Annotated in this window: 8 protein-coding genes; 5 read left to right on the forward strand and 3 right to left on the reverse strand. The window is 59.6% G+C overall.

Annotated elements, in window-relative coordinates; translation table 11 throughout:
- Positions 1–114: 114 nt before the first annotated feature.
- Positions 115–8613: a GH36-type glycosyl hydrolase domain-containing protein gene (locus RE428_RS01800; protein WP_004579255.1), complete on the reverse strand. Its 8499-nt coding sequence runs from the start codon at positions 8611–8613 to the stop codon at positions 115–117.
- On the reverse strand, positions 8613–9578 hold the full coding sequence (locus RE428_RS01805; protein WP_004579254.1) for a universal stress protein: 966 nt from the start codon (positions 9576–9578) through the stop codon (positions 8613–8615). Before RE428_RS01805 ends, RE428_RS01800 begins: the two co-directional genes overlap by 1 nt.
- A gap of 410 nt (positions 9579–9988) precedes the next feature.
- On the opposite strand from RE428_RS01805, the gene RE428_RS01810 reads away from it, so the two are divergent.
- The 5 genes from RE428_RS01810 to nadE all read left to right on the forward strand — a co-directional run bounded on the left by RE428_RS01810 (position 9989) and on the right by nadE (position 13712).
- Positions 9989–10366 carry a nuclear transport factor 2-like protein gene (locus tag RE428_RS01810; protein ID WP_004579253.1) on the forward strand — a complete coding sequence of 126 codons (378 nt, stop codon included), beginning with the start codon at positions 9989–9991 and terminating at the stop codon, positions 10364–10366.
- Between the two features lie 238 nt (positions 10367–10604).
- Positions 10605–11264, forward strand: coding sequence for a hypothetical protein (locus RE428_RS01815; RefSeq protein WP_004579252.1), 660 nt, complete (start codon positions 10605–10607; stop codon positions 11262–11264).
- 110 nt (positions 11265–11374) lie between these two features.
- Positions 11375–12244: a DMT family transporter gene (locus RE428_RS01820; RefSeq protein WP_040882296.1), complete on the forward strand. Its 870-nt coding sequence runs from the start codon at positions 11375–11377 to the stop codon at positions 12242–12244.
- A 106-nt stretch (positions 12245–12350) separates the two neighbouring features.
- Positions 12351–12860 carry a CinA family protein gene (locus RE428_RS01825; RefSeq protein WP_004579250.1) on the forward strand — a complete coding sequence of 170 codons (510 nt, stop codon included), beginning with the start codon at positions 12351–12353 and terminating at the stop codon, positions 12858–12860.
- A gap of 18 nt (positions 12861–12878) precedes the next feature.
- Positions 12879–13712, forward strand: coding sequence for an ammonia-dependent NAD(+) synthetase (nadE, locus tag RE428_RS01830; protein WP_004579249.1), 834 nt, complete (start codon positions 12879–12881; stop codon positions 13710–13712).
- 99 nt (positions 13713–13811) lie between these two features.
- On the opposite strand, the gene RE428_RS01835 is transcribed toward nadE, so the two are convergent.
- On the reverse strand, positions 13812–14612 hold the full coding sequence (locus tag RE428_RS01835; RefSeq protein WP_040882295.1) for a Crp/Fnr family transcriptional regulator: 801 nt from the start codon (positions 14610–14612) through the stop codon (positions 13812–13814).
- Between the last annotated feature and the right edge of the window lie 79 nt (positions 14613–14691).

Below are 14691 nucleotides of genomic sequence, written 5' to 3' on the forward strand. Positions count from 1 at the left end.
GACTCTTCACTCTACATTAGAAAATTACTCCAGTTGCTTGCAATTAACCCCATCATAGAACGGCTTAGATAGTTCACCTCAGGCAGCTCCCGATCCTGCGTCGCGTTCTGTCCGTCAAACCTCAATGATGACGTCATGCTCGGTACCATCATCTTGAAGATCAATGTGTGAGGGCTCTTGCTGAATCGGTGCAGAACCGCGCCGCACCGTAATGTGGTACACGCTACGACCGAATCGGTAACTCAAGGTATATCCCGGCCAGTGCGGCGGCAGGCAGGGTGATACCTGAAGGCTATCGCTCTTGCGCCGGATCCCCAGGATGCCCTCGAGAATGAAGCGGTACAGCCAGCCTGCGGAGCCGGTGTACCAGGTCCAGCCGCCACGCCCTACGTGGGGCGGTTCGCCGTAGATATCGGCGGCCAGGACGTAGGGCTCCACCTGGTATTGTGCGATGCGCTCGGCCGAGTCGCCGTGCTTGACCGGGTTCAGGCAGTCCAGGATGGCGCTGGCGCGTTCGGCATCGCCCATCCTTGCGAACGCCAGGCCGACCCAACAGGCGGCGTGAGTGTACTGGCCACCGTTTTCGCGAACGCCCGGCGGGTAGGCGGCAATGTAGCCCGGATCCGGCTGACCCGGCCCGCGACCGACGAACGGCGGCGTAAACAGAAGCACCTGCCCGGGGTCCATCCTGACGAGCCGTTCCCAGACCTCGGTCATGGCACGTTCCGCCCGTTGCGGGTCGGCCGCACCCGACAGCACCGCCCAGGATTGCGGAATGGAATCGATCTCGCAGGCAGGTTGGCCGGCGGAACCCATCGGTGTCTGGTCGTCGTAGTACGCGCGACGATACCAGTTACCATCCCAGGCCCGGTCGTGAAGGGATTCTTTCAGACTGCTCGCGCGGTGCATTAGTTTTTGGGCAGACGCCTCGTCGCCCCGCGCGGCACAGATGGGCGCAAACTGCTGCAGCGTCTGGATCAGGAACCAGCCCAGCCAGACGCTTTCGCCTCGCCCTCCGAGACCGACACGATTCATGCCGTCATTCCAGTCCCCACCGCCGATCAGGGGCAAACCATGGGGCCCTAGCCGATTAGCGCGGTCCAATACCCGCAGGCAGTGTTCGTAGACCGAACTGGTGTTCGGTGAGGTCTCGAACACGGCATAGCGCTCCGCCTCGCCGTCTTCCAGGGGGTGCCCGGCAAGCCAGGGCACTGGTTCGTCGAGCAGGCTGGTGTCACCTGTAGCGTTCAGATATTCGCTAACTACCAGCGGCAGCCATATCAGGTCATCGGAAATCCGGGTCCGCACACCGCGGGCGTGGGGCGGATGCCACCAGTGCAGTACGTCGCCCTCTGGAAACTGGCGGGCCGCCGCTGCCAGGATCTGGGCGCGGCAGATATCGGGCCGGGTATGCAACAGGGCCAGGGTGTCCTGCAATTGGTCGCGGAAACCGAAGGCGCCGCTGGACTGGTAAAGCCCGCTGCGGCCATGGATGCGACAGGCCAGGGTCTGGTAGAGCAACCAGCGATTGAAGAGGAAGGCAACGCTATCGTCCGGGCAGGACAGCGTCAGGGCCGCGAGGGCCTGATCCCAATAGTCTGTGGTGTCCTTCCAGGCTTTGGTGAAAGCCTGCGGCTGGCGATACCGGTCGAGCACCGCGAGAGCGGTGTCAAAATGGGCTTCGGCGCCAAGGAAGAAGGTCACCGTCTGGTCGCCGGACGCCGGCAGGTCGACATGCACCTGGAGCGCGGCGCAGGGATCGCGCCCCGGTTCGACACGATTGGCCAAACCCACCCGCTTCAATGCGGCCGGGCTTTCCAGGCCACCGTCACGACCAAGAAATTCGTTACGGTCCGTGGTGTATCCATGGACGGTGGTGTCAGTGGCCAGGAACGCGATCTGCTCGGGCCAATCGGCGTTGTAGGGATTGGCTGCGATCAGTGCACGTTGCTCCCTGAGAAACGCCGGCTGGATATACGGCCGGGTTTCTTCCCGGCGGGCGCCCAACACCCATTCGGCGTAATAGGTGAGCGTCAACCGACGTGGGCGATCCTCGTGGTTCCGAAGTGTGACGCGGATGATCTTGAGGGGATCGTCGGGCGGGACGAAGACCGTCATTCGGCTTTCGACGCCGTGGCGAATATGCTCGAAACAGGTGTAGCCAGCGCCGTGGCGGGTGCGGTACTTAGCCTCATGGGGCACCGGATTCGGCGTGGGTGCCCACAGGTTGCCGGTTTCTTCGTCCCGTAGGTACAGGCACTCGCCGGGCTCGTCCAAGGTGGGGTCGTTGCGCCAGGGGGTCAGCCGGTTCTCGCCACTGTTCTGGTACCAGCTGAAGCCGCCGCCGGATTCCGACACGATGGACCCGAAGGTCCGGTTGGCCAGCAGGTTGATCCAGGGGGCGGGTGTCGGTCGGCGATGACTGACGGTGATGACATATTCACGCCCGTCGGCCGTAAAGCCACCGTAACCGTTATCACAGTGCAGGCCCCCGACAGGGGGCAGCGATGCCGTTATGGCGTGGGCGGATGCATGGGTCGGTCTTACCCGCAGGCGCGGCAGGGGCGATTCACCGATACCCAGTCTTGCCAGGGCCCGTGACAATGACTGGGCCGAGGCATCGAGCACGACACTCGCGGCGGTCTTGAGCAGCACCACGTCTTCGGCACCCAGCGAGTCCGCCGTCAGCGGGAATATGCCACCACGGCCGCCGACATAGGGCTCGGCGTTGTGCTGGGCCAGCAACCGGCGCACGGTGTCCTGGGTGGTGCCCTCATAACCGGTATCACCGGTATTGAGCAGCACAAGGTCTACCTTGAAGTTGCGCTTGCGCCAGAAGCCGTGGATTTTCAGCAGTAGGTGGGCTGTGTCGATATCCGCCTCACGGCCAATGGTCACGAGCACGATAGGCAGGTCGCCCGAAATTCCCATGCCCCAAAGATTGGCCTGGCGGAGCCGGTTGGCGGAAAGGACGGACACCGGCGCCCGTAACTGCGGATGACCATACAGTAGGGCAGACGTCAGGGAGATCAGGGAGCGGAATTCGGTGCTGTCCAGGTGATTGCGCCAGAGGTCGCGGCTGGCCTCGGCATTGCCCTCCTCGAAGGTTCGCTGGACGCGAGGCCAGTAAGCGAAACGGCTGGCGGTCGCCAGCACGTCCTCCCGAGTCTCGCCGACGATGCGAAGAAACGCGAACTGCACGGACGTGGCGGGTTTGATCCTGATGGTTTTTTGCAACACCGCCACTGGGTCGAGGGTGTAGCCCAGCGAGCCGCTTAGGTGAGCCCCCTTGTCGAGCGCCTGCGGATTGGCGATTGCTCCTCCGCGACCGAGGAACGCTGCACGATCCGTCTCCATCGCATCGGGTTTCAGTACGCCTGAGAGCCCCATGAGGAGTTCGCCGACCACCGGCGCGTGGTGGTCCGGATCCCGGGTACGTCGCTCAAACAACAGCAGGGACCGGGACGATACGAATTCGGAGTGCACGAACAGGTTGCCAAACGCGGGGTGCTGGCTATCGGCCCGGGGATCGGCCAGTACGATCTCCGCATAACTGGTGAACCTGAGCTCGCGTGTTTCGTCACCATGGTTGGTCACCGTGACGCGTCGCAGTTCGACGTCATGCCACGGCGAGACCGTGATTTCCAGTGTCTGGATGAGGCCCCGGTCCTGGCGCTGGAATTCCACGCAATGGCTGTGGAAACGGACGTGTTCCCGAGGGGGCCGGCCTCGCATCGGGGCCCTCGGGATGGACCAGAGATCCCGGCTGTTCAGGTCCTGGACGTAAAGCCAGTTGCCCCAGCGCTCGAGAGTCGAATCCGGACGCCAGCGGGTGATCGCGTCCGACTTCCAGGTGGTGCCACCGCCACCGCGGCTGGAGACCAGGAGATTCATTCGGCCATTGGACAGCAGATGGACCCGAGGCATCGGGCTATCAGGTGCGATTTCCCAGGGTTGGATCGGGGGCGTTTCCTGCGTGGCCGCAACGCTGTCGTCGTCCTGACCGACGGTAGGGTATTCAACTTCCACGTCTGGGTTGAGGCGCTCCTGAAGGAAGAGTTCGCAGGCTTCCACCCGAGGGTCCCTGGAAAATCGCGAGACGGTATTTTGCTGGCACAGGGATATGCCCAGGCTGACCAGTGACATGCCGTGATGGTGGGCCATGTAGCTGCGCACGATGCTGTGCGAGCGGCCCAGCTCCATCCGCCGTTCGGTGTAATCGAGGGCTTCGAAGAACCCATATCGGCCCAGCATCCCCAGGCGTTCCAGATACCGGAGGTTGTCAAATGCGGCCTGGGGTCGCCATAACAGGGCCAGGAAGGTTGCGTAGGGTGCGATCACCCAATCCTCCGCCCCCTTTTTGCTGCGTAGCGACAGGTCCGGCACCCCGAACGCGTGGTAGGCGTAGTTCTGGGCCCCGTCGAGCAGGTAGTAACCCGATTCGGAGATACCCCAGGGCACCTCGCGGCTTTCGGCATAGCGAATCTGGTGATCGATGGCGCCCCGCGCGCTGATGCCGAGCAGCGTCGTTGCCGGCTCCCGCATCAGCAGTTGCGGCATCAGGTACTCGAACATCGTGCCGCTCCAGGACAGCAGCAGCGGCTGGCCTTCGTCGCGGGTCAGCGGGCGGCCCAGGTGGACCCAGTGCCGGGAGGATACATCGCCCTTGGCGATGGCGAGGAAGCTGGCGAGGCGGGCTTCCGAGGCAAGGAGGTCGTATGCGTTGTCGTCCAGTCTGCCCAGATCGACGTTATAACCAATGCGAAAGACCTGTTTCTCCCGGTCGTAGAGGAAGCCCAGATCGGTATCGACGAACCAGCTTTCACAGGTTTCGGCCAACTGCCGGGACTGCTTCAGCAGAAGACGGGCAGCCTGTGCGCCCTTTGCGATGGCGGCGGGCAAATCCTGCAACAATTGCTGAAAACCGGACGGCAATACTTCATCAGGGCCGGTGTCCTCCAACTGTTCAATGAGAGGCTGGAGTTGCTCGTCCAGTCTTGCCAGGGCATGGAAGGAGGGGGCTTTCAGGAGGCGGTGTTCCAGTTCTTGCCAGGTCTCGTATTGCTCGGGCGTCAAATCGCTCCGGGTGACGGCGGGTCGACTATTGAACAGCGTCCACCAGGGCAGGAACTGATTCCGGCTTTCGTACAGGCGTCTAAGATGATGATGCGAGCGTTCCAGCCATATCCGCAGGTCAGCCAGTATCGAGGGCGGCAGCGACTGGGTCTCGCGCAGGACCCGCTGCACTGCCGGGTCCACGCCATTGTTCAGGTGGTTCTCCAGGACGGCGATAAGGCCGGGCCAGAGTGTGGGCGCCGAGCGGACATCGATGACCGCTTTGCGAATCGTCGCCAACGTCTGGGTAAGCGCGCGCCGTGGCTCCGTATCCGGATATTCTTCGATCGAGTCTTCGAGCACGCCAACGCAGTCGAGCAGACCCTCGAACTGGCTGAAACGCAGGGCCGGTTCGTCTTCGAAACCCAGCAAACCCTGTTTCAGCGCCAGCAGACAGCCCAGCAGGTTACCGCTATCCACGGTCGACACGTATGCTGGAGGCAGGGTCGTGAGCTGATGGGTATCGCACCAGTTATGAATATGACCGCGAAAGCGTGGCAGGCGCTCCATGGAGCGCAGCGTGTTGCGCGAGCGGATAACCAGCTCCTGCGCATCGATATAGCCCATATCGTAAGCGGTCAGGTTGCTGACCAGCAGTAAGCCGATGTTTGTGGGGGAGGTGCGGTGCGCAACGGTCCCTTTGGGCTCTTCCTGGAAATGATCCGGAGGCAGCCAGTGGTCTTCCGGGCCGACAAACCGTTCGAAGAAATACCAGGTGCGGCGCGCCAGCCGCCTCAAGTGGGTCCGGTCTTCTTCGCGGATGTTTTCGATGGGCAGCTTTCGATCCCGCCGCATCAGGAAAGCCAACTGGGGCGACACCAACCAGAGCAGCAGGATGGGAAAGGCATAGATGAGCATGGTCGGCGAGCTGATCCAGAACAGGGCCGCGACAACGATGGCACTGGCCGGACCGGCCCACATGGTGCGCCAGTAACGCCATGGTGTCGATGTGTTGGCCCGACCGGCTTCGAGGGCTGCCGGCGACCACTCGAGCAGGCGCCGATAGCTGATCCAGCTGCGGTAGAGGGAGCGAATGACCGCGTCCAGGGTGATCAGCGCTTCCTGGGGCAGGAACGCGACGACGAATAGCCAACGTTTCAGATCCCCTTTCAGGTTGCGGACCTGCTGGGAGGCCCGTCGCCGGCGCACGGTCGCATGGGCCAGCCCGACGAATCCCGTAAGGCTCGGGACCAGCAGGGTCAGCATCGCCAGCGTGGTCCAGTGAAGCGGCGAGCCCGGCAGGGCGAACCAACCCATGAGCAACAGCAACAACAGCCACGGCGACTGCAGGCTGCGCAGCAGGTTGTGAGCCAGTTGCCAGCGATGCAAACCGGACAACCGGTTGGGTCTGCGTTTCCCGTCCTCGGTGGGCACGGTCGGCCACAGCCAGGGTAGAAGCTGCCAGTCGCCCCGGATCCATCGATGCAGCCGCCGCCCATAAGAGAGGTACTCGGGCGGGTACTCCTCGTACATGACGATGTCGCTGACCAGTGCGGTGCGTCCGTGGATGCCTTCGAACAGGTCATGGCTGAGTACCGCCCCCTCTGGCACCGCATTGCGCAGGCTCGCCTCGAAGGCAGCCACATGGTAGAGACCCTTGCCGGTAAAGATGCCCTCACCAAACAGGTCCTGGTACGCGTCCGAGACGGCCAGGGTGTAGAGGTCCAGCCCTCGGTCGCCGGAGAAAATCCGTGTGAAGATATTGCGGGTCGCCGTCATGGGATTGATCTCGACGCGGGGCTGCAGAATGCTGTAGCCGTAACGCACCCTACCGGTCTCCTCGTCCCACACCGGCTGGTTCAGTGGATGGGCAATCGTGCCTATCAGGCGTCGCGCGCCATCCACGGGCAGCAACGTATCGGCATCGAGGGTGATCACGTATCGGGCCTGCCGCAGCCACTCGACATCGCCCGCCATTTCGGTGAACGAACCGGACTCACCGGTCAGCACGTAATGGTTGAATTCCTTGAGCTTGCCGCGCTTGCGCTCCCACTCGGTCCAGATGCCGTCCTGCGGGTTAAGGCAACGCGCCCGATGCATCCAGAAGAAGGGCGCGTGACCTTCACTGATGTAGTGGTTGTTAAGCGCCTCGATACGGTCACGGAGTTCAGCCAGTAGCGCCTTGTCTCGTGACGTTCTGGCCTTGGCTGCATCGAACAGGCCCGTCAGCAAACCGAAGCGCAGTTGCTTGTCGGCGTTGGCCAGGTAATGACGCTCGAGCTGGTCAATGGCGTTCTGGATGTCCTCTTGACGGGCGATCAGCAGTGCCATGCAGACGGCCGCCTTGTGGGCGGGGTCGATACCTTCCGTGAAATCGAGTTTGTGCAGCACCCGTGTCGGCACGGTCAGCGTTGCGAGCCAGTTCACCAGGATCGAAGCCAGCACCAGGGCGGGTACGGCAACCACCAGAGCGACCCAGACAACCTGCCAGGGGCCGCCGGAATACACGGCATAGATCACGGGAATGACAAAGAGCAAGAGGGCCGTCAGCGACAAGGCCATGAAGTAGAGCCATTGGCTGTGAAGCGCCAGCCAGCGTGTCAGTCGGGTCGTCCAGTCAAGCCGGACATCGATTCGCTGCTCCAGTATCCGGTAGCCCTCACCCAGCAGGAAGTAACCGATGTGGTTGGCAGAAGGCGTGACGGCCAGGGTGTCGTCATCGGTGTCCCGCGCCAGGTCAAGGACGCATCGAGCGACGGCCAGCTCATCGAGTTTGCAACGTCTGGCCAGTTGCTCGACCCGGTTGCGGTAACGGTCACGGGTGCCGAAATCCATGCGGGCATAGGCGCCGGCAGGGTCTTTCTTCAACAAGGCCTCGACCTGGGATGTCCGTTCGAAAAAACCTTGCCAGTTGGCGCGTTCGAGTCGATGCAGGGTCAATATGCCATCAGCCACTACATCCCGGCTTTCGACATCAACCATACCCAGGTGCGAACTGCGGGCGACCAGGTCAACGGACCGGCGCTGCACCGTTTCCAGTATCTGCACGATGGCCCGATAGCGTAGGAACAGGGGCAATGCCCAGAGTTCGGCCGTATTCAACGGCGCTGTCCCTTTCTGTTCGAGTACTGTGGTCTCCAGCACGTTGTTGTCGAAGCGTTGTTCGGATCGTTCGAGAGCGACACGGGCTATTTCCTGGACTCGGGTCTGCCCGGCCCGAGGCCCCGTAACAAGAACGGGCAGGTGCTCTACGAAGTCGGCTGAAAGGTCCCGGCGCACCATGTGCAGGACGCGACGTATGAGGTATTCGTTATCCAGGTACCAGTCGATCCACGGCGCCGCTGCCGACGGGTTGTTTCTCAAACGGTGGAGCTCTTTATGTGTACGGTTCAGCCGGTGACTGTAACGGTTCAGGGTCTCATCCAGGGCGCGATAGGCCAGACGTGAGCCGGGCCCGATGCTCGACAGCGGGCTCTGCCCGGCGTAGGTGGAATGCGGCGTTCCCATGTCGATACTGCCGAGCTTGCCGTGATCCTTTTGGGTGTTTTTGGTAGTCATCAATGCCCCCAGGCTTCGCGGGCAGCTTTCTCGGCAACGGTCAGGTCGATTTCATGAGGTTCTAGGTCCTGGATGACCAGCAATGGCAGTTCACCGTAGACCACGGCGTTGAGGGGTAGGGCGCCCAAGGGCCAATGGCTTACGCAGGTCTTGCCGTGGGCAGCCATGACCACAAGGTCGGACTGGCCTCTGCGTGTCGTTTCCCAGAGCGCCGTAACCGGCGAATCCCGGACCTCGACGTTTGATTGCACGCGCAGTCCGTCGTTTTTCAATCGGTCCCCGACACGCCCCAGGTAGTCTTCAATGCGTGTGCGGAATTCAGCTTCCAGCTCGGTAACCGTCCCGAGTCGTGGATCGTCTTTCGCTATCTGGTAGTGGTGCCGCAGCGAGGGAACGAGAGAGATCAGTTCAACCGTACTTTCATTGTGACGTCCGAGCATCTCCACCAGGGGCAATACGCACTCTGATCGGCTGCTGCCATCCAGCGGGACGGTTATCCGGTTGTAGTGGGCTTCCTGCAGGGGGTTGCACTGGTCCGTCAGGGCGCGTACCAGCAGGAATGAGACATGGGCCTGCAGGATGGACTTATGGGCGACGCTGCCGAGCATGTAGTGGCTGATACCACCAATCCCGTGACTGGTCATGGCCAGCAGGGTATGGCCGTCGCCCCGGCAAAAGTTGATGATTTGATCGGCTGGTTCGCCTTCCAAAGTCACTGTTTCGGGATGCAGTCCGAGAGCGCCCAGCCGCGATGCGATGGCATCGAGGTAAGCGGCAGCTTCGGCTCGCATGGCGTCCCAGGCCACGGGATCTGCGGGGTAGGAATCGCTGCCGCCGTTTTCATGTTGCAGGACCCGAATCAGAACGAGCTCGATGTCGAGCGTCTTGGTGAGATTTATGGCGTGAGGCAGGACCCATTCGGCCAGACAGGAGCCGTCCAGGGGTACGACGATGCGTTGAAACATAGCGGTTTCCCTCGCTCAGTCCTCAGAGCACTGGCACAGGGAATGATCAGACTGCGGGCTTGATAGCGGGAGCTCCTGTAAAACGCCCGATTGACTCGTTGGTAGTGTGACGTTTCGAACCTGGTAATCCGTATTATTTTTTATAACTCCGGCGCGGAGTCATTTCAACGCTCTCTTCCTTACAGGCCACTCATACTAGACTCAGATCAGTTTTTGCTGGAATAAAATGATCCGTTCGCTTGCGGGACCGGTTGGTCCTATTGGTTCATCCGTCGTCGCCCTTTCTTGGTATACAGGCGAAGAGGGTGCACAATTCACCGAGGTATCCGTTTGAGAAGCATTCACTCGAGAGGTACCCACGCGAATTCAGGCATCGAAATCGTTCGTCCATACAGGAAGTGGAGTTATTCATGCAGCCCAAAGATATCGTGGCGCAGTTCATCGCTGACATTCATGCCCAGCGTTTTGATGAAGCAAAGGATTTGCTGGTTGAGGAGGGGTTCGAGTACGTGGGGCCGAACATGCGGTTCCTTAACCGCGACGACATGCTGGCCTACCAATTCGGCATGGCAGCCATCCAGAAAGACCTGATTGTCCGCCAGCTCAGTGCCGATGGCGAGCACGTGTTCGCGATCCTGGATTACCGGACCAATTTCGAGCCGATCGGGGATGTGCGGCTGGCGGTCTGGTTTCGTGTCGGGAACGACAAGATCCACACGGTCGAGGCGTTCTATAATGCGGCCGTCGTTGAGAATATGTTGGGTGGTAATCTGCCATCCGCTGGATGAGCATAACTGCACGGGGACGCCTTGCTGACGATTATGGGTGTCTATCGCAAATATCGGTCTCCGTTTCGCCTACTGCTCATTTTCCCATCACCAGTTAATGCCCCTCGCACCCATCCGCCGTATATAGTCACTATATAGCCGCTATATATAGTCACCATCAGGTGTCCGCTAACCGGGACAGGTTCGATCGTCCCGGTTTCGCCGGAGAAGCTTCTCAAGCGCCCACAAGGAGGTCGCCATGGAAAGGATGAGATCGTTTGGTCACTATGTTCTGGGCCCCATTAGCACCGAAGGACTGGCAGCCGCTCTGCCTGGTGGGAGACTGGGGGGATTGATGAGTGTCTACTGGCACGAATATGTGAAAACCTGGATGTTCCGGGGTTTCCTGGGGCTGCTGATCGGTTATGGATTTAGCCGTCTGCTGTCCAATGCCTATTTTCTCGAAGCCGCCAAGCAGATGATGGCACCGCTGTTCTGGAATGTCGTGGTGGTGGTTGGACTATTCTTTGCGCTTATCGGTATTGTCGCGCACCTCGTTAAATTTACACCGCTCGCGGCGTACTTCATGAAGTCGTCCAAGGCGATCATGAACTTTGCCTCCGAAGTCGGCGCGCTGGGATTCGGCGTGGTTCTGGGGCTGATATGCATTGCCGCCTTCCAATCGGGAATGAACGAGTTCAGCGACTTTATGCAGTCGTTCGCCGGGATTGCCCTGCTCGTCCTGGTGCTTTTGCTTAACCTGATCGTCTGGTGGGTGGCCTATTGCCTGCGGGATGACACGCCCCGGCCTGAGTATTTTATCTATGTCGATCAGAACAAGGGGCTGTTGTTCATTCTCTGCATCGCCATGATCGTGTTGTTGATGGTGGCATCGACGCTGGCCACCATGGGTACCTGAACCCCTCACAGGTTGTTTGTACCGCCTGCCCCATTCGTGTCAGTGTCCGCCTCACTGATGGCTGGATTTTGAGGTTCTCGCCAAAAGCACGGTTACGATGAGGGGGCGGGATGACTCGATGGAGCGGGGCGCTAGTCGCATTGGCTGCATTTTGCTGGGGAGTGTCCGGCGGGATCGGCGGCATTCTGGTGGATCGGGATTGGGACCCTTTCGTGGTGTCCTTCTACCGGGGTGGCGTCGGGTTACTGATCGTTCTCTGCTGGCTTTGTCTGCAACCGCGCGGTAGCGGCCTTGGAAACCGCCGTCTGTGGTTCTGGTCGGTTGTCGCCGGCATCGGTGTGGCTGGCAACTTCACCTTTTACTTCATCAGCATCCATCACGGTAGTCTGGCGGTCGCCGCCACGCTGATGTATTGCGCGCCAGTCTTCGTCTACCTCGTCTCGTTCGCCCTGAAGCTTGAAAAGCCCAGCCTCTTCAAGTGGCTGGCGGTGTGCCTCGTACTGGTTGGGATTGTGTTGCTGACCGGTCTCTACGAAATCGATGCGGGTAGGGTGACGCCCATTAGCCTCATCACGGGCCTGCTTGCGGGTCTTTCCTATGCCATCTTCATTTTTGGTTTCAAATATGCGGCCCCACAGGGCAGCCCGCAATCCATCCTGACACTGGCATTTGCGACGCTTGCCCTGTTGCTCCTGATACCGAGCGACTTCAGCCAAATCGTTAGCGTCCCCGGATCGCAGGACCTCTACCTGTTCGCTGGATTGGGTCTGCTTGGCGCCGGGCTTTCGTTCTTCATATACGTCCGGGGCCTCAAACATACGCCTCCCGCCGTCGCATCGATTGTCGCCATGGTCGAGCCGGTGACCGCATCCCTGTTTGGTGTGACGATACTTGGCGAGACCTTGGAAGCCCTCCAGCTCGTCGGGATGGCCATCGTTCTTGTGACGGTGTCGGCTATGGGTGTGTTCTCGCGGAATTAAGGTTCGGCCCGCCACGGCAGTGGCTTTCTCTTTGCTCTATGTTGGGAGCCAAATCAATAGTGAACGTTACCATGACGTTTGATGTTGATATCAAGGAGGACATGCCATGGCGATGTTAGAGGACATTGCGAATTACCTGACTGAGAACGAGCTCAAACTGGCCACTGCCGAATCCTGCACCGCAGGTCTGGCCATTTCCGAGCTGTCTCGTATCCCAGGTGTGGGAAAGGCTATCGATTGCGGACTCGGGGTCTATTCGCCCGAAGCCAAGAACCGCTATCTCAATGTGAGCTTCGAGACTATCGACAAGTACGGACTGACCAGTGAAGCCGTCGCCCTGGAGATGGCAATCGGTGCACTGAATAACAACAATGCCGATGTCGCGATTGCCAACACGGGCATTGCCGGGCCCGGGGGTAGTGACGATGGCACACCCATCGGGACCGTCTGCTTCGCCTGGACGTTCCGCGTGGGCGATAGCACATACCAATATGCGGAAACCCGACAGTTCGACGGGGATCGCAATGAAGTCCGGTTGGCGGCGGCCCACTATGTGCTCGAACAAATACCGGTTTACCGTGAGAAGGCCAGTGCGGAGCACGACAGTAAGAGCTGATAGCAAGGAGAAACGTCGATGGAAAATCGTTCCAATACGGAAATCCAGAAGCACATCATCAGCCAGTTGAATGTACACCCGAGCGTTGATCCGGATGAAGAAGTGGGCCGTCGGGTAAAGTTTCTCTGCGAGTATATGGAGAAATCCGGACAGCGAACGCTGGTACTGGGTATTAGCGGTGGTGTTGATTCTACTGTTGCTGGCAGGCTGGCCCAGTTGGCGGTCGAGAGAACTCGCGACCAGGGCGGGGATGCCCGCTTCGTTGCGATGCGTTTGCCTTACGGTGAGCAGAAAGATGAGGCGGATGCCAGGCGTGCTCTCGACTATATAGCGCCGGATGAGACCCTGACCGTGGGCATCAAGGGCGCTAGCGACGCCATGCTGGCCTCGCTTGAGGAGAGTGGCCTGGAGTTTGGTGATGAAGAACACCGGGATTTTGTCCTGGGCAATATCAAGGCCCGGCAGCGCATGGTTGCCCAATACGCTGTGGCCGGCGCCCGAGGCGGTCTCGTCATTGGTACCGACCAGGGCGCGGAAGCGGTAATGGGCTTTTTTACCAAGTTCGGCGATGGTGCTTGCGACCTGACGCCGCTTGACGGCTTGAACAAGCGCCAGGTTCGTGAAATAGGCCGGGCGATAGAGGCTCCGTCTGAGCTAATAGAGAAGCAGCCCACTGCTGACCTCGAATCGTTATCTCCCCAAAAGACCGATGAATCGGTATTTGGCATCAGTTATGACGAGATCGATGATTTTCTGGAAGGTAGAGAGGTTGGTGAGACGGCTTATCGGACCATTTTCGAGGCCTATTTTAAAACTGAACACAAGCGCACGCTGCCACTCGTGCCCCAGTAATAACGCTTAAGGGCGTGACCGGTTTACCATTGCGGTTGCCCGACCCGCCCGGCTGGGTACCGGGCGGTGTCGTCGGGAACCTGTTGGACGACCATCGTCTCAAGTAGGCATGGTTTCGCCGAGCTTGGGACGAGAGTTCAGAGGTTTGCCGTTTCTTGGTAGGGCTTCGGTCGAATAGTGTATGTCCATGTAGTCAGAGCTGAAATCACTGAATCTGGCCAGCCCTTCCCAATCTACAACAGTAATGTTTGCAGGGCCCACAGCTACGAGATTTTTCTCGCGAAGTGTTCGCATCACCCGATTCACATGCACATTGGACATTCCTAGCGCGGAGCCCAGCTCAATTTGCGTTAGTGGTACACTCCTGCGCTCTGGCTCGCTGTCAGCTACGCCGTGTATACGATAGGTCATTTCGCAAAGAAAGTGAGCTAGTCGCGTAGTAGCTGGTAGGTGGGCGATTCCGATTAATAAAGCACGTTGCGACGCTTCGATGGCCATCTTTGCTCGAGAGAAGGCTCTGGTTATCGAAGGTGAACTACGTAAAACCTCTTTCAATTCACCGTAATTGACGCGAACTGCTTCGACGTTGGTGACGGCACGAATGCTGTGATCGGTTTTGGAGATCAGCGCGTTATTGATGTCAGAAGTATCCCCCGGCAGGAGAAAACCCAAAATACATAACGTACCGTCCAGCAAGATCGTACTGCGACATGCCCACCCCTTTTCAATGACATAGATATCGTCAAGGTAACGGCCTTGAGGGACGATTTCTTCCCCGCGGACGTGGTAGCTCTGACTGCATTCCAAATTATGAAGGCGAGTAATATCTCCGCTTGTCAACGGCGAGTGTAGCTGAAGTTTTCGTGTCAAAGCTGCAAATGGTTGAGATTTCTCGTCCAAGAGGTTCCCTTAATTTATAGATCGCTATGGTCCAGTCCCGAACTTTCAAGAAAGGGGTATTACCTCGTTCCAGTTCCAA

Source organism: Marinobacter nanhaiticus D15-8W (assembly GCF_036511935.1).
GTDB lineage: Bacteria > Pseudomonadota > Gammaproteobacteria > Pseudomonadales > Oleiphilaceae > Marinobacter_A > Marinobacter_A nanhaiticus.